This is a genomic window from Corynebacterium sp. TAE3-ERU2 (assembly GCF_019209955.1).
In the GTDB taxonomy this organism is placed as follows: Bacteria; Actinomycetota; Actinomycetes; order Mycobacteriales; family Mycobacteriaceae; genus Corynebacterium; species Corynebacterium megadyptis.
In genome coordinates, this window is the sequence record NZ_JAHUTL010000004.1 from 261,995 (window position 1) to 284,903 (window position 22,909).

Below are 22,909 nucleotides of genomic sequence, written 5' to 3' on the forward strand. Positions count from 1 at the left end.
GAGCATCTGGGCGCTGCTAAACTGTGCAGTCATGAGCCGACACCGGCGCCGCTATCCCCGCCGCACCCCGCTGGCGCTGTCTACTGCAGCGTCCGCCCTGCTTGTTGCCGTTTTCGCCTTCGTGGGCGGCTGGATGCGCCGCTGGATGAGTGACGATGGCCTCATCGTCTTGCGTACGGTGCGCAATCTTCAGGCCGGCCACGGCCCAGTGTTCAATATCGGCGAACGGGTGGAGGCCAATACCTCCACGCTGTGGCAATACCTTATTTATGTGGGCGGAGTGCTCACCCATGCTCGCCTGGAGATGGTGGCCTTGGCGCTGGCGTTGCTGTTCACCACGGGCGCGGCAGTGATCGGGGTGCTGGCCTCGGCACGGTTTTATCGCGGGGCCACAGTGATCCTGCTGCCTGCGGGCATGCTGGTGTATTTCGCCCTGCCCCCCGCACGCGATTTCGCCACCTCCGGGCTGGAGTGGGGGCTGTCTATTTTTTATCTCGCCGCGCTGTGGTGGGTATTCCTGCGCTGGGGCTTCGATGATATCGCCGCCCCACTCGTCGGTTTTGTTGCCGGAATGAGCTGGCTGGTGCGCCCCGAACTGGCGCTCTATGGCGGGGTGGTGATCATCGTGCTCGTGGTGGGGGCGCAGAGTTGGCGCTCCCGCGGCTTCGTCCTCGCGGCGGCGCTGCCGGTGCCCCTGGCTTATGAGATCTTCCGCATGGGCTACTACGGAGTGCTGGTTCCGCAGACAGCGGTGGCGAAATCCGCCAGCGGGGCGGAATGGGCCTCGGGCCTGAACTATCTCCGCGACTTCAGCCACCCCTATGTGCTGCCGGTGGCCTTGGCTGTCATCTCGCTTATGGCCGGCACGGCCGCTTTGGGCAGTTCCGCCCAGCGCCGGCCGGTGTTCGTCACCGCGGTGTTTGTGGCCTGTGCCTTAGTACATGTGCTCTATGTGCTGCGGGTCGGCGGTGACTTCATGCATGGCCGCATGCTGCTGCTGCCGCTATTCGCCCTCCTGCTGCCCGCGGCGGTGCTGCCGCTGCGGCTGGAACGCAGCCCCATCGCCCTGGCGCTGGCGGTACAGGCGGTGTTGATCGCCGGCTGGTCAGGCACGGTCGCCTATCGCGGCCATCCTTGGGAGATCCCGGAGAAGGACTCGGATCTGAACATCGTGGATGAGCGCGGCTTCTACTATCAAACCACCGGCCGCGACCCACAGACCGAGCCGCTGCTGCTGGCCGAGAACTTCCTCACCTTCCCCAATATGCAGGGCTTTCCCGAAGCATTGCAGCTGGCCGAGCACGGGCAGGCGGCCGTGCTCGGTTTGGCCATTAACCCCGAGACCGATGAGCGGCACTGGGTGGCGTATCCCCGCACCGTGGGGCAGGGGGATTTTGATCGTTTCGCGCCCACGATTAACTACATCAATCTCGGCATGACCAGCATGAACTCCCCGCTGGACGTGCGCGTATTGGAGCCGGTGGGGCTCGCCACCCCCTTGGCGGCCCGCTCCCCCCGCTTGGAGAGCGAGCGTATTGGCCACGACAAGCTGCTCTCCCTGCCCTGGGTGCTGGCCGAATCCTCCACAGATATCAACCGCCTGCCACCAGGAGTGGATCGCGAGGCCGTCGAGGCCGCCCGCCACGCCCTCTACACCCCTGAGTTTCAGGAGCTGGCCGCCAGCTATCGCGAGCCGATGAGCATGCACCGTTTCGTGGCCAATATTCGCTATGCGTTGAGCGGCAAGGGCATCTTCACGGTGGAGTTCGACCCCCATACCTACAGCGATGTGCCGTCGAGCGGGAAGCCCATCACCTGGAATTAGGGCTCGCCTGTCGCGTCGCGGTGGCGGCGGGATGGCGTCGATAAGCGCAGGAGAGAGGGTTGATGCCCCTCACATTTTTCTCCCCGCCACGAGTGTGTGGCGGCGTATAGGCGGGGCGGCGACTATCGTTGATGCAGATAAAACGTGCCCGAAGAATCGGAAGGCCTAAAAACTTTTTATGAGTGCTGATACTAAGTTCCTCGCAGTGGAACAGCTGCAGCGTGTGCTGCTGCCGAAGCGCGGCGAGCCCCGTGATGTGCGGATGCTCTATCTGATCGAGTCGGAGCAAAACCCTGCCCGTGCCCGATGGGATAGCCGCACCGCAGTGACGATTCCCGAGGGCTGTGAGGTCTCCTTCCAGACCTATTTCAATGCTTTCCCCGCCAGCTACTGGCGCCGCTGGTCCCAGCTGGACTCCGTGGTGCTGCGCCTGGAGATGGACGGCGACGCACGTATCGACGTTTACCGATCCAAGATTGATGGCGCCCGGATCGCCGTCGATGGCGGTCTCAGCGAGGGCGGCGTGATCGAGTTCGAATGCTCCCTCGCCCCCTTCGAGGATGGCGGCTGGCTCTGGTTCGATGTCACCAGCGATAGCGAGGTGACCATCACCAAGGCCGGCTGGTACGCCCCCTGCGCCCCGCAACCGCAGGTGATGCCCGATGGCAGCACCGTCGGCCCCTTCGAGCCGCGCGTCACCGTGGGTATTCCCACCTTCAACCGCCCCGCCGATGCCGTGGCCGCCCTTGAGGCTCTGGCCTCTGATCCGGATGTGGATGCGGTGATTGATACCGTCATCATGCCCGATCAGGGGAATAAGCATCCCGCCGATGAGCCCGGCTATGCCGATGCCGTCGCCGCCTTTGGCGATCGTTTCTTCGAGTTCCGCCAGGGCAATCTCGGCGGCTCCGGCGGCTATTCCCGCATCATGTACGAGGCCCTCGGCGGGGCCGATGGCACGGGCGCGGCTGGCGAGAAGCAGTCGCCCTACATCCTCTACATGGATGATGACATCGCCATCGAACCCGACTCGGTGCTGCGCGCCCTGCAGGTGGCCCGCTACGCCACCTCCCCGATCCTCGTCGGCGGACAGATGCTCAACCTGCAGGAACGCTCCCACCTGCACTCCATGGGCGAGGTGATCGACCGCTCCATCTTCATGTGGACCTCCGCTCCCTTTGTGCACTATGACCACGATTTCGCCAAGAACCCGCTGAGCGATCGCGGCGACTTCGGTGATAAGCCCGGCACCCCCCACTCCCGCGACCTGCACCGCCGCATCGATGTGGATTACAACGGCTGGTGGATGTGCATGATCCCGCGCGTGGTGGCCGAGGAGATCGGGCAGCCGCTGCCGCTGTTCATCAAGTGGGACGACGCCGAGTTCGGCCTGCGCGCCGGGGCCCATGGCTATCCCACCGCCACGTGGCCGGGCGTGGCCATCTGGCATATGGCCTGGTCCGATAAGGACGATGCCATCGACTGGCAGGCCTATTTCCACCTGCGTAATCGCCTGATCGTGGCCGCGTTGAATCATGAGGGGCCGGTGGACGGCATCATCAAGTCCATGCGCAAGGCCACCCTCAAGCACCTCATGTGCTTGGAGTATTCCACCGTGGCCATCCAGAACGAGGCCATGAAGGACTTCTTGGCCGGCCCGGAGCGGCTCTTCGATATCCTCGAGTCCTCGCTGCCGCGCATCCAGCAGATCCGCAAGGACTATCCCGATGCTGTGGTGCTGCCCACCGCCGCAGAGCTGCCCAAGGCCACCGGCATTCCGGGCGTGCCCACCCACGACATCGGCGGTCGTCTTGCACCGTTGAAGAAGGCCGTGTGGCTCGCCAAGGGCATTAAGCACTCGCTGTCCAAGGAAAACGACGACCACCACGAGGTGCCGCAGGCCAATCTCTCGCCGCTCGAGGCCCGCTGGTTCTCGCTGTCCCGCGTGGACGGCGCCACCGTGACCACCGCCGATGGCAGGGGAGTGGTGTATCGCAAGCGCGATCGCGCCAAGGCGAAGGCGCTATGGGAGGAATCCCGCAGCCTGCAGAAGGAAGTGGCCGAGCGCTTCGAGGAGCTGCGCACCCTCTACCGGGCGCACCACGAGGTGTTGACCTCGCGCGAGGCCTGGGGGAAGATTTTTGATGAGTAAGGCTGAAGCCGACATTTTGGTGGCCATCCAGCAGCGGCTTTTCGACGCCCCCTTGGTGCTTCCTTTCGCCCGCGGCATGTCCTTTTTCGGCGAGCATGCCGCCGGCTGGATGGGCTCGGGGCTGGTACTTGCCGCTGTCGATCGGCCCCGCCGCGCCCAATGGCTCGGGCTGAGCGCCGCCGCGTTCAGCTCCCATGCCGCGAGCGTCATTATTAAACGCATCGTCCGGCGGCGACGACCACATGATGAGCGAATCCTAATTGGCGTGGGTACGCCCTCGCGCTTAAGCTTCCCTTCGTCGCATTCGACCTCCACCACCGCCGCGCTGGCCTATGCCGCCCATGTCACGGGCTCGCCCGCGCCGCTGGTCGGGGTGCCGCTCATGATGGCCTCGCGACTCGTTCTGGGGGTGCACTATCCCACGGATGTGGCCGCTGGTGCCGCCCTGGGCTGGCTCAGTGCAGAGCTGGTGGACACGCTGCTAGAGGACAAGCTGAAGGAGATAGTATGACGAGCACTGAGGCCCACGATGCTGGTCCCGCGGACCAGGACACCGGCCTGATTGGCTCAGAACCGCACACCCGCGGCTTGGACGTGGGCTCCCAGCATCAGCCGCCCCGCAACCTGCTGGATGGCATGATCAAGGCCTTGCGCCCGAAGCAGTGGGTGAAAAACGTGCTCGTGGTGGCCGCCCCCTTGGCTGCCGGTGTGGAGGCGTTCACCGTCACCACCTTCCGCGATATCGTGATCGCCTTCGCCGTGTTCTGCATGGCGGCCTCGTCGATCTATCTGGTCAATGACGCCCGCGATGTAGAGGCCGACCGCGAACACCCCATCAAGCGTTTCCGGCCCATCGCCGCCGGGGTACTGCCCGTGGGCGTGGCCTATGGCATGGCGCTCGTGCTCATTGCGGGCGCCGTGGGAGTCTCGCTGCTGGCGACCTCGGGGACGAACCTCGCCGTGGTGGTGTCTGTGTACATCGTGCTGCAGCTTGGCTACTGCTTTGGCTGGAAGCACCAGCCGGTGATCGATATTGCCTTGGTCTCCTCCGGATTCATGCTGCGCGCCATGGCCGGTGGCGTGGCCGCCAGTATCGCGCTCTCCCAGTGGTTCCTGCTGGTGGCTGCCTTCGGTTCGCTCTTCATGGCCGGCGGCAAGCGCTATGCCGAGTATCTGCTGGCGCAGGAGACCGGCGCAAAGATCCGCAAGTCCCTCCAGGGCTATACCCCCACCTATCTGCGTTTCGTCTGGCAGATGGCGGCCACTGCCGTGATCATCTTCTACGCCCTCTGGGGCTTCCAGATGGCGCAGGCCGCCGATGGCGATGGGGCGGTGTGGTACCAGATCTCTATGGTGCCCTTCACTGTGGCGATCATGCGCTATGCCTCGGATATCGACCGCGGCGAGGGCGGCGCCCCCGATGAGGTGGCCCTGCGGGATCGGCCGCTGCAAACCCTGGCCGTGCTGTGGATCCTGTGCATTGTTTTGGCCGTCTACTTAGCTCCAGGAACCCTCTAATAGGTGGGGTGCGAGACAGGGTCCTATCCTTAGCGTGAATTAGGGAAAATATCAGGGAGGCGCAGTATATCCCCGATATCTGCGCCCATGCGCGCGAGTGTCGCCTAGCTTAGGCGACACTTTTTTCTTGGGTATTCCCCTTTTTTATGGTGTAGCGTTTAGCTGTGTAACAAATGAGTCACGGTGATCGATTCACACTGTGGACGCGCTACCCCTATGCCCTCAGCAGGGGCGGGGACGTAGAGCGCCTGGCCGTCACGGGATGTGCTGGGTGTACGAATGACAGAGAGTTAAGACTTTTCTAGGAGAACCATGAATTATGCAGCCTCGCTGCGACGCAGTGGACGCACCATCGCCGCTGTGTTGCTGGCCCTCTGCACCGCGCTCGGCGTCATGGTGGCGACCAGCTCGAACGCCCAGGCCGGCAACCGCGACTGGCTGCGGCCGGACGCCACGGGAAAGTGCGAGTGGGATAAGCCCGAGCACTCGATTCAGCGGTGTGATGTCTACTCCCACGCTATGGGCCGCAACGTTACGGTCCAGATTCAGCCTGCTGGCCGCGGCGGCAATGCAGGCCTGTACATGCTCGATGGCATGCGCGCTCTCGACACCGCCAATGCGTGGACCTTTGAGACTGACGCACCGACCCTGTTCCTGAATGACAACATCACCCTCGTGATGCCGGTGGGCGGCGCTGGTTCCTTCTATACCGACTGGCACGGCGATGCCACCGTTGATCCCCGAAACTACGTGAACTACAAGTGGGACACCTTCCTCTCGAAGGAGCTTCCGGACTACCTGGCTACTCATTTCGGTGTGGCGCGCCACAACAACGCTGTGATCGGCCTGTCCATGGGCGGCACCGCTGCCATGAACCTGGCCGCCAATCACCCAGATCGCTTCCGCCAGGTCGCGTCCTTCTCCGGCTACCTCACCCAGACTCTGCCGGGCATGGAGATTCTCCTTGGCCTCGCCCTGCTTGATGTGGGCGGCTATAACATCATGAACATGTATTCCTCCATGGCGGATCCGCGCCGGGTGGCGGAAGACCCCTTCATGAATATGGATAAGCTGCGCGCCAATGGCGCGAATGTCTACATCTCTGCTGCCTCCGGTATCCCGAATATCACCCGCAACTTGCCGCCGAACGTGATCGCTGCTGGCGGCCTGCTGGAGGCCAGCGCCCTTGCCTCCACCCGCATGTGGGAAGCTAAGGCCCGCACGGCCGGCCTGAACTTCACCACGAACTTCCCGCCCATCGGTATCCACGATTGGGCACAGTGGAACTTCCAGCTGCACCAGTCCGAGGGCTGGATCTTGGATGGCATGCGCGCCCGCTAAGCCCGCATAGCCACTGCGACAGCACCCGCCTCCCCGCACGAGTCACGCTCGGCAGGGAGGCGGTTTTTATATTCCCGGCGTGCGGTTTTTCGCTGCTGGTGGCGTGTCGCTGAACCTAAAGTCTAAAGTTATACTTAAACTTACATTCCAATGCGCACTCCGCGCGCGCCGGAGGAGGGGAACTTCCGGCTCCGCAGTGTGATGAATCCGAGCAGTTCGGCTCTCCGTTGGCTCCTCGCAGTCACGTGTGCCGCATTGCATGCTCGCGCTGTCGTTCGCGAGCTATCCACTCACTAGCACTAGGTTCCACCACGCCGCTTAAAGGAAAGCACATGTTCAACTCGACTTCTGCTCCTCGCACAGGTTCGTCGCGACGTTCCCTCAAGATTGCGCTCGCAGCCATCCCGACGTCGATCGCTCTTGCCGTCACCGTGCTGCCTCTGCCGCAAGCCCAGGCGCAGACGCCTGGCTCGAGCCTGAGCTCCTCTGGTTTCACCGACTCGCTGCGTCCAGAGGGCACCCCGTCGCGCACCCCGGTGCGCACCGAATTTCCCGAGATCAACGGGCTGCCCGAGGGTGTGAGCGTGGCGAAGGTGGAATACCTCAGCGATCGCCACATCAAGATCTATATCAACTCCGCGGCGATGCCGGGCGAGCCGATTCCGGTGCAGGTGCTGCTGGCCCGCGACTGGTACGCCAATCCCGACGCCACCTTCCCCTCGCTCTGGGCGCTCGATGGCATGCGCGCCCGCGATGACGAGTCCGGCTGGACGATCGAAACCGATATCGAGCAGTTCTATGCCGACAAGAACATCAACGTAGTGATGCCGGTAGGCGGCGAGTCCTCCTTCTACTCCGACTGGCTCGAGCCGGACAAGGGCAAGCACTACATGTGGGAGACCTTCCTCACCCAGGAGATGGCCGCGGTGCTCAAGGAGGGCTTCCGGACCAATGATCAGCGCGCCGTGGTGGGTCTGTCGATGGGCGGCACCGGTGCCTTCAACCTGGCACAGCACCGCCCGGATCTCTTCCGCTTCGCCGGATCCTTCTCCGGATACCTGGACACCACCACGACCGGCATGCCGGAGGCTATTACCGCCGCCATGACGGATGCCGGCGGCTATAACGCCGCCAAGATGTGGGGCCCCTTCTATAGCCAGGCGTGGATCGACCACGATCCCAAGCTGGGGATCGAGGCCATGAAGGACATGAAGGTCTATGTCTCCGCCGGGTCGGGACGCGCCAGCAACCCCGCCGATCAGCAGAACTACGCCGGTCAGGGGCTTGAGGTGCTCTCGCGCTTGAGCTCCCAGACCTTCGTGAACAAGGCCAAGCAGGCCGATGTGGGCGTGATCGTCCGCTTCCGTGACTCTGGGGTGCACGCATGGCCCTACTGGCAGTTCGAGATGAAAAACGCTTGGCCGCACATCGCCGATGCACTCGGCATGAAAAAGGAGGATCGCGGCATCGAGTGCATCACCCAGGGCGCCATTGGCGAGGTGACCAAGTCTGGCCGCTGGGGCGACTGCGTCACCAACGAATACCCGGTGGCCGGCGGTGTGGCCCAGGACTTCCGTGATGGCCGCGCCTACTGGTCCGAAAAGACCGGTGCTTGGGTACTCAACGGCCGCATTAGCGCCCGCTACTCCGAGATCGGTGGCCCCAGCTCCTGGCTGGGCTTCCCGAAGACGCACGAGCGTGCCACCCCGGACAAGGTGGGCCGCTATAACCACTTCGAGAATGGCTCGATCTACTGGACCCCGGACACCGGGGCGGTGGCCGTGCCCGCCGATATTGTGCGCGAATGGGGCGAGAGCGACTACGAGAGGGGTCGCCTCGGCTACCCGACCGCAGCGCCGGTGGCCGTGGGCGAGGGCCTGATGCAGCAATTCCAGGGCGGCGTTATTGCCCGCACCCCGGATAATCGCACCGTCACCGTGATCGGCGCGATTGCGCAGAAGCTCAAGGATTCCGGACTGGGCGATGCCGGCATCGGCACCCCGATTGCGGCCGAGCGCCTCATCCCCGGCGGCGCCCTGCAGGAGTTCGAGGGCGGCGTGATCTACTGGAGCCCCAAGACCGGCGCCAAGATCATCAAGAATGGCCCGATCCGCGACTACTGGACCCAGCAGAAGTGGGAGACCGGCCCGCTCGGCTGGCCCACCAGCGACACCGAGGACATCCCGGCCGGTGGGCAGCGTCAGCAGTTCGAGGGTGGCACCCTTGAGGCTGTCAACGGCACCATTGTGAAGAAATAAGCGATGAAGGAAGGGCGGACCCCCATGCTGAAGCGTGCGGTTCTATGCGTGGCGGCTCTCAGTGTGCTCTCTGGCTGTGGCTCCTCAACTTCGGAGGCACCCAAGGAGCCCAGGGTAGAGTCTCTGCACCGCGAGCAGTCCACACAGGACAAGGACAAGAAGTCCAGTGAGCCGAGCTCGCCCACCGAGGAGGCTCCGGCGGATCAGAGTGCGCGGGAGATCGAGTCGATCCCGGGCGCTGAGCCGGGAGACCCCAAGGAAGTCGAGTTCTTCGAAGAACTCAAGGGCGTCGATGTCAATGGGGTGGAGGACCAACTGGTGGCCACTGCCCAAGAGGTGTGCGAAGAGGGGCGCGATTCCGTGCTGCTCAACGCCGTCGCGGGGCAGCTGGATCAGCAGGGTCGCAGCGAGCTCAACGTTGAGCAGCTGGCGGACCGCATTGCGGATGCCGCCGAGAAGGCGTACTGCTAGAGCTCATGAAAAAGCTCCTCACAATCCTTGCCGTCGTGGTCATGCTCGGCGTCATTCTGGTGGGCGTGGGCGATTGGCTCACGAGCAATCCCCAGAACTCTGGGCAGCAGGCAGCGTCGGATGGCGATGCCGCGGATCCCGATGGTTGCCCCCGTGTGGAGTTCATCTCCGCCCCGGGCACATGGGAGTCGAGCGCGGATGATGACCCCGCGAATCCCACCGCCAATGAGCGCTCCTTCATGCTCACTATCTCGCGGCCTCTCGCCGAGGCTTATAGCGAGCAGGAGGTGAAGGTCTGGACCCTGCCCTATACGGCCCAGTTCCGCAATATCAATGCGCTCACTGAGATGAGCTATGACGATTCCCGTACCGAGGGCATCGACCGGCTCAACGCCGAACTGGTGGCCACTCATCAGCAGTGCCCGAATACCGAGTTCATCCTCGCCGGATTTTCCCAGGGTGCGGTGATCGTGGGCGATATCGTCTCCGATATCGGCAATGGTCGCGGCGTCATCCCCGCCGATCGCATCAAGGGCGCGGCGCTGATCGCCGATGGCCGCCGCGAGCCGGGGGTGGGCGTGGTGCCCGGTACTCAGGTTGGCGGCGTGGGCGCGGAGATCGCCCTGCATCCGCTCAACGCCGTGGTGCAGCCTATTGTGCCGGGAGCCACCATGCGGGGCAGCCGCGCCGGGGGCTTCGGTGAGCTCAACGATCGCGTCATGGATGTTTGTGCCCCCGATGATCCGATCTGCGACGCGCCACGCGATGTGCGCAATGCTCTCGAGCGGGCGCAAGCCATGCTGGAGGTCAATGGGGTGCACGCATGGTATGCCCAGAACGAATATGTGGTGCCTGGTACCACCGCCGATAAGTGGACGGTGCAGTGGGCCAAGGAGCTCATCGGCTAGAACAGCCGCGGTGGTTCACGCAGCGGCGACAGGGACGGTTCATCCGCCCGTGTCGCCGCTTTTTGAATTTTTGCGCCACAAAGTAATAGTCTGGTAGCCGTACTTGACAATAGTCACATAAGCACCACGCGGACACAGCGCGTGCATCATCGACAGGGGTAATGCCAATGGATCTCAACGCAGTGTTGGGCAAGTTTTTTGATAGCGAAGGCAATATCGTTCTGCCTCCCATGCTGAGCTTGGCGGGGCTGGCTGAGATGTCCTATCAAGCTGGGGCTGCCCAGGGCGATGGCGACCGCGTGTGCTTGAGCTATTGGGACTTTAGCGCCAGCCGCGAGGGCGAGCTGGTCACCTACACGCGTTCCCAGATCAACACCCGCATCAAGGCCGTGGCCGCGCGGCTGCAGCAGGTAAGCGAGCGCGGCGATCGGGTGGCCATCATGGCCAATAACAGCCCCGAGTACATCTTTGGTTTCCTCGGAGCGCTCTATGCGGGCACGGTGCCCGTGCCGCTCTACGATCCCAATGAGCCGGGCCACTCCGAGCACCTGCAGGCCGTCTTCGCTGATTGCGAGCCGCGCATCGTGCTCAGCAATAAGCGCACCGCCGCCGCCGTGCGCGGTTTCTTTGCCGAGCTGCCCGGCAGCGAGCGCCCGCGCGTGCTCACCGTGGACGCGCTGCCGGATTCCACGGCCGCTAAATACGTCAACCCCATGTCCGATCCGCAGGCCATGGCCGCCCGGGCGATGCTGCCGCTGGATATGCCCGCGTTTCTGCAGTACACCTCCGGCTCCACCCGCACCCCGGCGGGTGTGGTGCTGAGCAACCGCTCCATTCTCACCAATGTGCTGCAAATCTTCCGCGCCGTGGACATCAAGTTCCCGCTGCGCCTGTCCACCTGGCTGCCGCTGCACCACGACATGGGCATCATCTTGGCTATCTTCGTCACCATTCTGGGCCTGCCCCAAGAACTGATGTCTCCCCGCGACTTCGTGCAGCGCCCCTCCCGCTGGCTCAACCAGCTCAGCCGCCGCGAGGGCGATCAGCACGTCTACACGGTGGCCCCCAACTTCGCCCTGGAACTGGCCGCCCGCTACACCGAGGGGGCAGAGGATCTGGATCTCTCCGCCGTGGAGGGCCTGATCTGCGGCTCCGAGCCGGTCACCGAGGCCGCCGTGGAGTCCTTCCTCAGCGCCTTCGAGCCGCAGGGCTTCCGCCGTTCGGCGCTGCGCCCCTCCTATGGCCTGGCCGAGGCATCGCTCATGGTCACCACACCGCAGCGCGGGAATTGCCCGGTCATCAGCCACTTCGATCGCCAGGCCCTGTCCGAGGGACGCGCGGAGATCCGCGAGAAGTCGGAGACCACCGTGGCCTTTGCCTCCAATGGCGAGGCCGTGCCGACGCAGCTCTGCACCATCGTCGACCCCGAGACCCGCACCGAGCTGCCTGATGGTCAGATCGGCGAGATCTGGGCGCATGGTGACAATATGGCCCAAGGCTATTTGGATCGCCCCGATGATACTGTGGCCACCTTCCGCAATAAGCTGGCCGCGAAGCTCGAGGAGTCCCGCGTGCCCACCGCTCCAGAGGACGGCTATTGGATGGCCACCGGCGACTTGGGCGTGATGTTCGACGGCGAGCTCTATATCACCGGCCGGCTCAAGGACCTCATCGTGATTGCGGGCCGTAACCACTACCCGCAGGACATTGAATACACGGTGGCGTCGGCAAGCGAGCATGTGCGCCCCAACTGCGTGGCTGCCTTTGCCATCGAGGGCGATGACGTGGAGAAGCTCGTGATTCTCGCGGAGCGCGATCTCTCGGCCGAGGAAGACGGCGATGAGCAGGCTATTCAGGATATCCGCGCCGCCGTGGTGCAGGGCCATGGCGTGCAACCGCACGAGGTACGCATCCTGCCGCCGGAGGGCATCGCCCGTTCTTCGAGCGGAAAGATCGCGCGCAAGGTGAGCCAGCGCCAGTATCTAGCAACTATTTAGTAACATAACGGTAACGGCCGCATTCTGGCGGCTTCTCTCCGCGGGTATCGCGGCGAACGCTGTTACTGTGGCCCTCCACCGGGATTCAGTGTGTTCCACCGGATCATGGGTGTGAGGGCCGTTTTCTGTCGTAGTTAGGTGAGTTGTGAACGAGAACCAGGGTCAAGGTCCTACCTCCGTGAACGAGCTGTCGGCGTGGCTGACACGCTGGGTAGCCGAGAACACTGAGCTATCCGTGGACGACGTGGACGTGGATACGCCCATGCAATCGTTCGGGCTCTCCTCCCGCGATGTGGTGATTCTCTCCGGCGAGCTGGAGAGCCTCACGGGGGTGCAGCTCGACGCCACGGTCGCGTATCAGCACCCCACTATTCGGGCGCTGGCGGAGTTCGTCTCCGGCGGTGGGGCACACGCCCCGGCCCCGAGCTCCGCCCCGGCCGCGTCGCGCCTGCAGGGTGGCGTGCTCACCCCGGGCACGCACGATATCGCCATCGTCGGTGTGGCTGCTCGTATGCCGGGCGCGTCCTCCGCGGCGGAAATGTGGGAGCGGGTAGTCGACGGCGAGGTCATGACCGGCGATCTGCCGCTGGGCCGCTGGTCCGAATACGCCGCCGATGAGGTCACCCAGGCCCGCTTGAGCAAGGTGCCTACCACGGGCGGCTATCTCGATGACATTCAGAGCTTCGACGCCGAGTTCTTTGGCCTGTCTCCCGTGGAGGCCGCCAATATGGACCCGCAGCAGCGCCTCACCCTCGAACTCACCTGGGAGGCGCTGGAGCACGCCGGCATTCCCGCAAACACGCTGCGCGGCACCCGCACCGGCGTGTACATGGGCTCGTCTAATAATGACTACGGCATGCTGGTCTCCGCCGACCCCAATGAGATGCACCCCTATGCGCTCACCGGCACGGCCAGCTCCATCGTGCCGAACCGCGTCTCCTATGCCTTCGACTTCCACGGCCCCTCGGTGAGCGTGGACACTGCGTGTTCCTCCTCGCTGGTCGCCGTGCACCAAGCGGTGCGCGATTTGCGCGCCGGGGAGGCCGATACCGCCATCGCTGGCGGCGTGAACGTGCTGGCTGCGCCCTTTGTCTCTATCGCCTTCGGCGAGCTGGGCGTGATCTCGGAAGAGGGGATCAAGGCCTTCTCCGATGATGCCAAGGGCATCGTGCGCTCCGATGGGGCGGGAGTGCTGGTGCTCAAGCGTGTCGACGATGCGCTCGCGGCCGGCGATTCCATCTTGGCCGTGATTAAGGGCTCGGCGGTGAACTCTGATGGCCGCTCGAATGGGCTGACCGCCCCGAACCCGGAAGCCCAGGTGGATGTGCTGCGTCGCGCCTATGCCGATGCCCAGGTGGATCCGGCCGCAGTGGATTATGTGGAGGCCCACGGCACCGGCACCATCCTCGGTGATCCCATCGAGGCCCAGGCCCTCGGCGCGGTCTTGGGCGCGCAGCGCGGCAACGCCGAACCGCTGCTGCTGGGCTCCGCCAAGACCAACTTTGGCCATACCGAGTCCGCGGCGGGTGCTGCGGGCATGATCAAAGTCGTGCTGAGCATGATGCACGATACGGTGCCGCCGCTGGCGGGCTTTAGCTCGCCCAACCGCTATATCAACTTTGACGCCGATCATCTCGAAGCCGTGGAGGATCCGCGGGAGTGGCCCGAGTACTCCGGCCACAAACTGGCCGGTGTGTCCGGTTTCGGCTTCGGCGGCACCAATGCCCATGTGGTGGTCTCTGAGTTCCTCGCCGCAGATTATGAGCAGCCGCGCCCCGTGCAGGAGCCGCAGCTCGGCGGCGAGGGCGCGCTGGTGACCGTCTCCGGGCTGGTGCCCTCGCGCCGCAAGGCGGCCGCCGCCGCACTGGTGGAGTGGATGGAGGCCCACCCCGAGGCCACGCCGGTGGAGATCTCTCGTGCCACCGCCAAGCGCAATCATGGCCGCTCCCGGGCCGCCGTGGTGGCGCAGGATCGCGAGGAATTGCAGAAGCGACTGAGCTTGGTCGCGGAAGGCAAGAAGGCGCACGGTATCGCCGTGGCGGATGCCCCCGCCCAGAACGGCCCGGTGTTCGTCTACTCCGGTTTTGGTTCGCAGCATCGCAAGATGGCCAAGGATCTTTTCACCTCCTCCTCGATATTCGCGGCGCGTATCCGCGAGCTGGATGAGATCATTCGTTTCGAGTCCGGCTGGTCGCTGGAGGAGCTCATCCTCAGCGACGAGCTGAACTATGACACCGAGACCGCGCAGGTGGGCATCACCGCCATCCAGATCGCGCTCACCGACTACATGGCTGAGCTGGGGGTGAAACCAGCGGCCGTGATGGGCATGTCCATGGGCGAGATCGCCGCCGCCTATGCGGCCGGTGGCCTCAGCGCCGCCGATGCCATGCTGATCGCCTGCCACCGCTCCCGCCTCATGGGCGAGGGCGAGCGCTCCCTGCCCGAGGACGAGCTCGGCGCCATGGCCTTGGTGGAGACCGCCTCCGATGATCTCCCCGAGGGGATCGAGCCGGCCGTCTATGCCGGCCCCGGCATGACCACCGTCGGCGGGCCGCGCGAGGCCGTCACCGCCTTCGTGGAGCAGCTGGAGTCCGAGGGTAAGTTCGCCCGCCTGCTCAACGTCAAGGGTGCCGGGCACACCAGTGCGCTGGACCCGATCTTGGGCGAGCTCTATGCAGAGATTGCCCCCATCGAGCCGCAGCCAATATCCATTCCGCTATTCAGCTCGGTGGAGCGCGGCCGCGTCTACACCCCGGGCGAGGTGGTGCATGGTGCTGACTACTGGGTCACCTGCACCCGCCACTCGGTGTGGTTCCAGGACGCCACCGAGCAGGCTTTTGCGCATGGCTATGAGACCCTGGTGGAGATCTCTCCGAACCCGGTGGCGCTCATGCCGATGATGAATACTGCCTTCTCGGTCGCTAAACCGGATGCGCAGCTCTTGTTCCTGCTCAAGCGCAAGGTTCCGGCGGCGGATTCGCTGCGCGAGACCCTCGCCAAGCTCTATGTCCAGGGCCAGCCGGTGAATGCTTCTGTGCTCTTCGGCGATGGCCCCTGCGCGGAGCTTCCCACCATGCGCTGGAAGAAGCAGCGTTATTGGACGGCTGCCCGCCCGGCCGGTGGTTCGCCGCAGCTGCCCGGCTCCAAGGTGGTTCTTCCCGACGGCACGGTCGCTTTTTCCACTCAGGCGGATCTGGTCCCCAGCTCCCATGCGCTTATCGACGCCGCCGCCCAGGCCCTCCTGCCCGGTGCCCAGGTCGTGCTCGTCGAGGACCGCAACCCGCTGGCACCCACCGGCGAGATCACCACCACGGCCTCCACCTCCCTTGGTGGCGTGGATGTGCGCGTCTACGCCATCTCCGGCAGGGAGAGCACGCTGGTAGCGGAAGGCTTCGCCGCCGCCCCGAGCATCGCCGAGGCCACCACCGCCAAGCCCGGCCCGGCGGCTCCGGCTGCCGGCGCCGCTGCAGCCACCCCGCCCCCTGGGGTGGAGGATGCGGAATTCGGTGTGCAGGTCTGGGACCCCGCCTCTGGGGAAACCGTGGAGGAGCGACTGCGCATGATCGTCTCGGAGTCGATGGGCTATGACTTGGAAGATCTGCCCGCCGAGCTGCCCCTGATCGATCTCGGCCTCGATTCCCTCATGGGTATGCGCATTAAGAATCGCATCGAGCACGATTTCCAGATCCCGCCGCTGCAGGTGCAGGCGCTGCGCGATGCCTCCGTGGCCGATGTGGTGCAGATCGTCACCGAGAAGGTGCACAGCCGCGACACCGCCGCAGAGGCCACAGCAGAGAGCACTGCGGCGACCGCGGCCGAGCAGCAGCCCGCCGCCGAGCCGGAGACCGCCGAGCAGGACGCTGCCGCGCCAGAGGACGACGTCGATAAGCGACCCAGCGAGGAGAGCAACGGCGTGGGTGTCGCCCCGCGTGACGCCTCGGAGCGCCTCGTCTTTGCTACCTGGGCCACCATCACGGGCCGGGCGGCGCGGGGTGTGACGAGCGCGCTGCCGGAAATCAGCGAGGAGCAGGCCGAACAAATGGCGGCCCGGCTTACTGAGCGGTGCGGCGTGGACGTCTCCGCGGATGCGGTGCGCGCGGCCGAGAGCCTGGAAACGCTGGCCAACCTGGTGCGCGAGGGGCTCGAAACCGAGGTAGAGGGCACTATTCGGGTGCTGCGGGAACGCCCCGAGGGCTCCACATCCCCGGCGCTGTTCATGTTCCACCCGGCGGGTGGCTCCTCGGTGGTGTACCAGCCGCTGATGCGGCGCCTGCCGGAGGAGATTCCGGTCTATGGCGTGGAGCGGCTCGAGGGAAGTTTCGCGGAGCGCGCTGCGGAATACGTGGACGATATCGTTGCCCGGGCGGATGGCCACCCGATTGTGCTGGGCGGCTGGAGCTTCGGCGGGGCGCTGGCCATGGAGGTCGCCCGCCAACTTCAGGGCACGGCGAATGAGCCCAAGCTGGTGGCGCTATTGGATACGGTGCAGCCCTCGGAGAAGGTGCCGGACACCCTGGAGGAGACCAAGGCGCGCTGGGGTCGCTATGCGGCCTTCGCCAAGAAAACCTATGGCATCGACTTCCCCGTGCCCTATGACTTGCTGGAGTCCGCCGGTGAGGAGGCGCTGCTGGGAATGCTCACGGAATTCCTCGCCACCACCGATGCCAGCGAGCACGGTTTGAGCGCCGGGGTGCTGGAGCATCAGCGGGCCAGCTTTGTGGATAACCGCATCCTCGATCAGGTGGATTTCCACACCTGGGCGGAGGTGCAGTGCCCAGTGGTGCTCTTCCGCGCGGAGCGGATGCACGATGGCGCAATCGAGTTAGAGCCACGCTACGCGTCGATTGACGAAGATGGCGGATGGTCGAGTATCGTGGATGAGTTAGAAATTGTGCACCTCAAGGGCGATCACCTCGCAGTGGTGGATGAGCCCGAGATTGCAAAGGTGGGCTCATATCTGAGCCGCCGCATAGTTGAACTCGAGTAGCAAGAGGATAAACGATAGTGAATCCGATGACCACGGCTGAGAAGCTCGCTGATCTGCGCCAACGCCTGGAAAAGGCGCAGGATCCCGGCAGTGAGCGTTCTCGCCGTAAGCGCGACGAGGCAGGTTTGACCACGCCGCGCCAGCGCATCGCCCGGCTGCTGGACGCCGGCTCCTTCGTGGAGGTCGGCGCCTTGGGCCGCACCCCAGACGAGGCGGATGCTCCCTACTCGGACGGCGTGGTCACCGGCTATGGCCGCATTGACGGCCGCACCGTGGCGATCTACGCCCACGATAAGACCGTCTATGGCGGTTCGGTGGGCGTGACCTTCGGCCGCAAGGTGTGCGAGATCATGGACATGGCCATCAAGATTGGCTGCCCAGTGATTGGTATTCAGGATTCCGGCGGCGCCCGCATTCAGGACGCCGTGACCTCGCTGGCCATGTACTCCGAGATTGCCCGCCGCCAAATGCCGCTCTCGGGCCGTTCCCCGCAGATCTCCATCATGATGGGCAAGTGCGCCGGCGGCGCCGTCTACGCCCCGGTCACCACCGACTTCGTGGTGGCGGTGGAGGATCGTGCCGAAATGTATGTCACCGGCCCCGCAGTGATCAAGGAGGTCACCGGCGAGGAGATCACCTCCGCCGAGCTGGGCGGTGCCCGCGAGCAGGAGCTCAACGGCAATGTCTCCTATGTGGCGTCCTCGGAAGACGAGGCCTTCGCCTATGTGCAGGACCTCATGGCGCATCTGCCCATGACCTGCTTCGATGAGGCGCCGGAGTTCTGGGCGCCTGCCGATGAGGACGTGGCCCAGGCCAGCGAGCTCGATCTGTTTATGCCGGATGATACGAACGCCGGCTACAACATGCAGGAGCTGCTGCCGAAGCTGCTCGATAGCGATGATGTGCTGGAGATTCAGGAGAATTTCGCGCCAAATATCATCACCGCCTTCGGCCGTATCGATGGCAAGTCGGTGGGCATTGTGGCCAATAATCCGCTGCACTATGCGGGCTGTATTGATGCCGATGCCTCCGATAAGGCCACCCGCTTCATCCGCATTTGCGATGCCTACAATATTCCGCTGCTCTTCGTGGTGGATACCCCCGGCTACCTGCCCGGGGTGCAGCAGGAGAAGGTGGGCTTGATCCACCGTGGCGCCAAGCTGCCCTTCGCATTGGTGGAGGCCAGCGTGCCCAAGGTCTCGCTGATTGTGCGCAAGGCCTATGGCGGCGCCTATGCGGCGATGGGGTCGAAGAACCTTTCCGGCGATATCAACCTTGCCTGGCCCACCGCCCAGATCGCGGTGATGGGTGCGGCCGCCGCGGCCGTGATGATTCAGGGCAAGAAGCTGGCGCAGATGCCGGAGGAGCAGCGCGCCTATATGAAGAAGCTGTTCATGGACTTCTACGACGAGAACATGACCAGCCCCTATGTGGCGGCTGAGCGCGGCTATGTGGATGCCATGATTGAACCCAATACCACCCGCGTGGCGCTGCGCCAGGCTTTCCGCCAGCTCGCCACGAAGCAGGTGGAGGATCTGCCGAAGAAGCACACCATTATTCCGATGTAGCAGGGCGCTTATCGACGCCCACCCGCACCCCATCTCCCGCCACGTCAGGGAGGTGGGGTGCCGGCGTTGTTGTGCCGCTGGGTGCTAGATGGCGGCGTTGCCTTTGTGCATGCGGGCCGCCACCAGGCGCCAGCCGAGCAGCAGTACCAGCGACATCACCGAGGCGACGATGATGAAGGACCAGTGCGGTAGCGCGCCGTGGCGCAGTCCCCAGATTCCCAGCCCGGCGATGACGCTGCAGAGCCAGACGCTGATGCCGGCGGGAGCGATGCGCCATGGCTCGAGGGCGGCGAGATAGATGACGCCCCATGCTAGGAGGGTGCCGATGAGGAAGGGCCAGGCGGTATCAGCCACCCCGGCGGCACTGAGCGGCATCGTGTCGCTCTGGTGGGCGATACGGGCAAGGAGAGCAAAGAGAACGATGGCGAGGACATCGCCGAGAAAATATCGAGCCATAGGCTCTAATCTACTGACCCACCCGCAGGATCGGCATTTCTCCCGCGGGCCACGGGGTCTTGGTGTTCTTTGACCTCGGGGCGCGGGTGAAGGCCCCGGCTGGAGAAGCCGAAGAAGTAGATGATCCAGCCGAGGATGGTGATGAGTCCGAGGCTGATGAGTCGGTAAATAAACACCGCGGAGAAGGCCTGGGCGGCGGTCATGCCGGTGGCCACGAGCGTGCCCATCATGGCCGCCTCCACCGGCCCCAGGCCGCCGGGGGTGACCTGCACGGTGCCGGCGATCTTGGCGGTCACAAAAGCGAGCGCGATGCCAGCAATGGTGGTTTTGTTCTCGCCGCCATAGATATCGGGCAGCTGATAGGTCACCGCCCATACCGCGCCGACGAGGGTGACAATATCGAAGACCCAGTTGAGGAAAGACATGCTGGCCGCGTAAAGGAAAGTACCGAACCCCATGTGGGCGGCCTTGAGCTGATCGATGTGATGGTTAATCGATAGCGATGTGCGGGAGCTCAGCGGCCGGAGGAGACGCTTGAGCGTATCTGGGTTAGAGGAGGCCCAATAGGTGAGCGCGGATAGCGCCAAGAGCACCGCCAGCGTGAGCAGCAAAGACCCAAGGGACAGCGAGGCGCCGAGGAAGATAATGGCGATCACGCCGAGCGCCACCAGCCACAGCGTAGACAGGGTAGAGGAGAGCACCAAGAACCACGTGCTGATGGCGGGGCCGGCGCCCCAGCTGTTCATGATTTGATACTGCAGCACCGTGGCAAAAGCTGGTCCACCGGGAAAGGAGGTGGACCAGGCATTGGAGCCGAAGGTGAGGGCATTGGCTTGGAGCCGGGACGCGTGTACCTTCCCGGCCCGCATAAACACATACATCACCTCGGCCATGGCCACGAGGGCCAGAATGGAGCTGATAATGGCCAGGGCCATGCCGCGGCCGGCCATATCGTCGAGCTCCATGAAGCCTTCCGCGATAAAGGGCAGCTTATCGCGGAAGATAATGAGCACAATCCCGAGCACCACCAGCGGGAACAGCCAACGAACCCAAGGGTTGCGCAGGATCTGCAGCATTAGTCTCCCTTCGTCGCGGGCCCGCGACCATGCTCGCCCTGTTGTTCTCTCTCGAGGCGGGCCATGAGGTCATGGAAGGGGATGAGTTGATTAGTGTCCTCGGCGGGGGTGCCACTACGCACCGTGAGATCCTCTGGATAGACCTCGACGTTGCTAGGCTACTCTGCCTCAGCGTAGTCGCTCTGCTGCGCAGTGGTCGGTGCCACGGCGGCGAGCGGCTCCTTACCGTGGCCGACGAATTCGGAGGCCCGCTGCACCCAGCGCGGCGCCCACCAGCAGTCCTCGCGCAGTAGGTGCATGACAGCGGGCACGAGGAACATGCGCACGATGGTGGCGTCGAGGAGCAATGCAGCGATCATGCCGAAGGCGATGTACTTCATCATCACAATGTCCGAGAAGCCGAAGGCCCCGCAGACCACGATCATGATGAGCGCTGCGGCCGTAATGATGGAGCCGGTGTGCGCGGTGCCATAGCGAATCGCCTGGTCGGTGGTGGCGCCGCGTTTGCGGGATTCCACCATGCGGGAGACCAAGAAGACCTCATAGTCGGTGGATAGGCCGTAAACGATGGCGGAGATGAGCACCAGGATCGGGCTCATCAGCGGGCCGGGGGTGAAGTTGAAGAGATCGGCGCCGAGGCCATCGACGAACATCCAGGTGAGCACACCCAAGGTGGTGCCGAGGGTAAGGATGGTCATGATGACGGCCTTGGCCGGCAGGATGATCGAACCGAAGACGATGCTCATGAGGATGAAGGTGGCGGCGATGATATACACCGCCATCCACGGCAGCCGGTCAAAGAGCGCCTCGATGGACTCGATCTCAAGTGCTGGGGTGCCGCCGATGTAGACCTCCACACCGTCGGGGGTGTCAATATCGCGGAGCTGATCCACCACGGCTTTGTTCTGCGAACGGTTCTCAATACCGGCCGAGAGGACAGTGGTGCCATTCTCGGTGGGGGAGGAGGGGGTAAAGCGCCCCGTGAGCCCCTGTACCTGGTTGGCCTGCTGGTAGATATTCACCAGCGCGGCATTATCGGCGCCGGTCACCACCAGCTTGATGGGCTCGGTGCGGTACTGCGGGAAGTTCTGATCAAAGCTGGCCTGGGTTTGGCGCACATCATTGGTCGGCGGCAGATAGGTTTCATTGATGCCACCGAAGCTCACCCCGCCCAAGGGGATGGTCAAGGCGATGAGCAGCGCGGTGATGCCGAAGGTCACCATCTTGGCGCGCTTCATGGACCAGCCGGCGATACGCGCCCACACCGAGGTTTCGATGTCCTCTTTCCGCTTGGATACCGAGCGCACCCGCAGCTTATTGATATTGGGGCCGAGCATGCCGAAGATCGAGGGCAGCACCGTGATGGAGAGCAGCGCCGCCAGTCCCACCGCGGAGATAGCGCCATAGGCGATGGACTTGAGGAAGGCCTGGGGAAAGACCAGCAGGCCCGATAGGGCCACCGCCACCATGGCCGCGGAGAACACCACGGTCTGCCCCGCCGTGGCGGTGGTGATGGCCACCGCGGAGCGCACATCGCGCCCGGCATCCAATTCCTCGCGGAAACGGGAGACCATGAACAGCCCATAGTCGATAGCCAGCCCCAGCCCGAGCAGGGTCACCACGGACATGGCAAATACGTTCACTTGGGTGAACTCGGCGAGCACGCTGAGCACACCCAGCGAGCCGAAGATGGAGAGAATACCCACGATCAGCGGCATGACCGCGGCGATCAGCGAGCCGAAGACGATGAGCAGCAACAAGCCCACCAGGGGCAGTGCCACCAGCTCGGCGCGTTTGATATCGCCGGCCATGCCCTTATCGAGGGCATCGGCGATGGCCGTGGCGCCGGCCACGTCCACGCGGACATCGTCGTTGAGCATATGCGCCGGCGGGGTGAAGTCCTCGCCCACGGCGCGGAAATCCTTCAGGGTTTGTTCCCCATCGCCCTGTAATCCGATGGCCGCAAAGGCCAGCCGCTTATCGGCCGTGGCCAGCTGGTCATTGCGGTTATCGAAGTAGCTCGTGACATGCGATATCTGCCCCGAATGCTGCTCCTGCAGGCGGGCGAGGAAGTCGCGGGCCTGCTCCACCGTGGCGGGATCGTCCAGGGGGCGATCGCCGATGGATTCGAAGAGCAGGATCACATCGCCGTTGTTATCGCGGCCGAAGGTGTCCAGCTCGATCTGGGCAGCCTGGGTTGAGCTGGAGCCGGGATCATCCCAGCCCTCCTGGCTCATCCGGTCCTCCAGCTTGGTGCCGGCCAGCGCGTAGAGCGCAAGGATCACCAGCACGATCACCGCTGGGACGATGCGCCGGAAACGATAGGACAGCAGTCCCCACTTGTAGAACATG

The 22,909-nt window shown here is 64.2% G+C and carries 15 protein-coding genes; 11 read left to right on the top strand and 4 right to left on the bottom strand.

The window, feature by feature from the left end:
* Nucleotides 1–31 precede the first annotated feature (31 nt).
* The 11 genes from zomB (at nucleotide 32) to KRX12_RS07540 (ending at nucleotide 19,025) form a co-directional block, all read left to right on the top strand.
* The gene (gene zomB, locus KRX12_RS07490) at nucleotides 32–1,825 is read left to right on the top strand and encodes a flagellar motor control protein ZomB (protein WP_218366222.1); all 1,794 of its coding nucleotides are present in this window, start codon (nucleotides 32–34) and stop codon (nucleotides 1,823–1,825) included.
* Between the two features lie 178 nt (nucleotides 1,826–2,003).
* Nucleotides 2,004–3,977, top strand: a complete 1,974-nt coding sequence (locus KRX12_RS07495) for a glycosyltransferase (protein ID WP_218366223.1) — start codon at nucleotides 2,004–2,006, stop codon at nucleotides 3,975–3,977.
* Nucleotides 3,970–4,488 carry a phosphatase PAP2 family protein gene (locus KRX12_RS07500; protein ID WP_218364644.1) on the top strand — a complete coding sequence of 173 codons (519 nt, stop codon included), beginning with the start codon at nucleotides 3,970–3,972 and terminating at the stop codon, nucleotides 4,486–4,488. The genes KRX12_RS07495 and KRX12_RS07500 overlap by 8 nt, the downstream gene beginning before the upstream one ends.
* Nucleotides 4,485–5,495 (top strand): decaprenyl-phosphate phosphoribosyltransferase, encoded by a 1,011-nt coding sequence (locus tag KRX12_RS07505; protein WP_218364642.1) that lies wholly within the window; start codon nucleotides 4,485–4,487, stop codon nucleotides 5,493–5,495. Before KRX12_RS07500 ends, KRX12_RS07505 begins: the two co-directional genes overlap by 4 nt.
* Before the next feature lie 312 nt (nucleotides 5,496–5,807).
* A complete protein-coding gene (locus tag KRX12_RS07510; RefSeq protein WP_218366224.1) occupies nucleotides 5,808–6,836 on the top strand; it encodes an alpha/beta hydrolase family protein in 1,029 nt (342 codons plus the stop codon).
* 332 nt (nucleotides 6,837–7,168) lie between these two features.
* Complete coding sequence (locus KRX12_RS07515) at nucleotides 7,169–9,094, top strand: alpha/beta hydrolase-fold protein (protein WP_218366225.1); 1,926 nt, start codon at nucleotides 7,169–7,171, stop codon at nucleotides 9,092–9,094.
* A 24-nt stretch (nucleotides 9,095–9,118) separates the two neighbouring features.
* Nucleotides 9,119–9,565, top strand: a complete 447-nt coding sequence (locus KRX12_RS07520; protein ID WP_218366226.1) for a hypothetical protein — start codon at nucleotides 9,119–9,121, stop codon at nucleotides 9,563–9,565.
* Between the two features lie 5 nt (nucleotides 9,566–9,570).
* Complete coding sequence (locus KRX12_RS07525; protein WP_218364634.1) at nucleotides 9,571–10,473, top strand: cutinase family protein; 903 nt, start codon at nucleotides 9,571–9,573, stop codon at nucleotides 10,471–10,473.
* A gap of 167 nt (nucleotides 10,474–10,640) precedes the next feature.
* Complete coding sequence (locus tag KRX12_RS07530) at nucleotides 10,641–12,470, top strand: FadD32-like long-chain-fatty-acid--AMP ligase (protein ID WP_218364632.1); 1,830 nt, start codon at nucleotides 10,641–10,643, stop codon at nucleotides 12,468–12,470.
* 145 nt (nucleotides 12,471–12,615) lie between these two features.
* A complete protein-coding gene (gene pks13 / locus KRX12_RS07535) occupies nucleotides 12,616–17,457 on the top strand; it encodes a polyketide synthase Pks13 (RefSeq protein ID WP_218366227.1) in 4,842 nt (1,613 codons plus the stop codon).
* 26 nt (nucleotides 17,458–17,483) lie between these two features.
* Nucleotides 17,484–19,025: an acyl-CoA carboxylase subunit beta gene (locus KRX12_RS07540; protein ID WP_218364885.1), complete on the top strand. Its 1,542-nt coding sequence runs from the start codon at nucleotides 17,484–17,486 to the stop codon at nucleotides 19,023–19,025.
* 84 nt (nucleotides 19,026–19,109) lie between these two features.
* Here KRX12_RS07540 and KRX12_RS07545 read toward each other — a convergent pair whose 3' ends face one another.
* The 4 genes from KRX12_RS07545 to KRX12_RS07555 are packed head-to-tail and all read right to left on the bottom strand — an operon-like array spanning nucleotide 19,110 to nucleotide 22,908.
* Nucleotides 19,110–19,481, bottom strand: coding sequence for a DUF3054 domain-containing protein (locus tag KRX12_RS07545; RefSeq protein WP_218366228.1), 372 nt, complete (start codon nucleotides 19,479–19,481; stop codon nucleotides 19,110–19,112).
* Between the two features lie 5 nt (nucleotides 19,482–19,486).
* Nucleotides 19,487–20,557, bottom strand: coding sequence for a YbhN family protein (locus tag KRX12_RS07550; protein ID WP_218364628.1), 1,071 nt, complete (start codon nucleotides 20,555–20,557; stop codon nucleotides 19,487–19,489).
* A complete protein-coding gene (locus KRX12_RS11010) occupies nucleotides 20,557–20,679 on the bottom strand; it encodes a hypothetical protein (protein ID WP_370625560.1) in 123 nt (40 codons plus the stop codon). Before KRX12_RS11010 ends, KRX12_RS07550 begins: the two co-directional genes overlap by 1 nt.
* Nucleotides 20,680–20,715: 36 nt before the next feature.
* Nucleotides 20,716–22,908, bottom strand: coding sequence for an MMPL family transporter (locus tag KRX12_RS07555; RefSeq protein WP_370625561.1), 2,193 nt, complete (start codon nucleotides 22,906–22,908; stop codon nucleotides 20,716–20,718).
* Nucleotide 22,909: the final 1 nt, after the last annotated feature.

Excerpts from the sequence above, each read along its gene's own strand:
- zomB (WP_218366222.1), top strand. The coding sequence starts at position 32 with ATGAGCCGACACCGGCGCCGCTATCCCCGCCGCACCCCGCTGGCGCTG.
- KRX12_RS07495 (WP_218366223.1), top strand. The coding sequence starts at position 2,004 with ATGAGTGCTGATACTAAGTTCCTCGCAGTGGAACAGCTGCAGCGTGTG.
- KRX12_RS07500 (WP_218364644.1), top strand. The coding sequence starts at position 3,970 with ATGAGTAAGGCTGAAGCCGACATTTTGGTGGCCATCCAGCAGCGGCTT.
- KRX12_RS07505 (WP_218364642.1), top strand. The coding sequence starts at position 4,485 with ATGACGAGCACTGAGGCCCACGATGCTGGTCCCGCGGACCAGGACACC.
- KRX12_RS07510 (WP_218366224.1), top strand. The coding sequence starts at position 5,808 with ATGAATTATGCAGCCTCGCTGCGACGCAGTGGACGCACCATCGCCGCT.
- KRX12_RS07515 (WP_218366225.1), top strand. The coding sequence starts at position 7,169 with ATGTTCAACTCGACTTCTGCTCCTCGCACAGGTTCGTCGCGACGTTCC.
- KRX12_RS07520 (WP_218366226.1), top strand. The coding sequence starts at position 9,119 with ATGCTGAAGCGTGCGGTTCTATGCGTGGCGGCTCTCAGTGTGCTCTCT.
- KRX12_RS07525 (WP_218364634.1), top strand. The coding sequence starts at position 9,571 with ATGAAAAAGCTCCTCACAATCCTTGCCGTCGTGGTCATGCTCGGCGTC.
- KRX12_RS07530 (WP_218364632.1), top strand. The coding sequence starts at position 10,641 with ATGGATCTCAACGCAGTGTTGGGCAAGTTTTTTGATAGCGAAGGCAAT.
- KRX12_RS07540 (WP_218364885.1), top strand. The coding sequence starts at position 17,484 with ATGACCACGGCTGAGAAGCTCGCTGATCTGCGCCAACGCCTGGAAAAG.
- KRX12_RS07545 (WP_218366228.1), bottom strand. The coding sequence starts at position 19,481 with ATGGCTCGATATTTTCTCGGCGATGTCCTCGCCATCGTTCTCTTTGCT.
- KRX12_RS07550 (WP_218364628.1), bottom strand. The coding sequence starts at position 20,557 with ATGCTGCAGATCCTGCGCAACCCTTGGGTTCGTTGGCTGTTCCCGCTG.
- KRX12_RS07555 (WP_370625561.1), bottom strand. The coding sequence starts at position 22,908 with ATGTTCTACAAGTGGGGACTGCTGTCCTATCGTTTCCGGCGCATCGTC.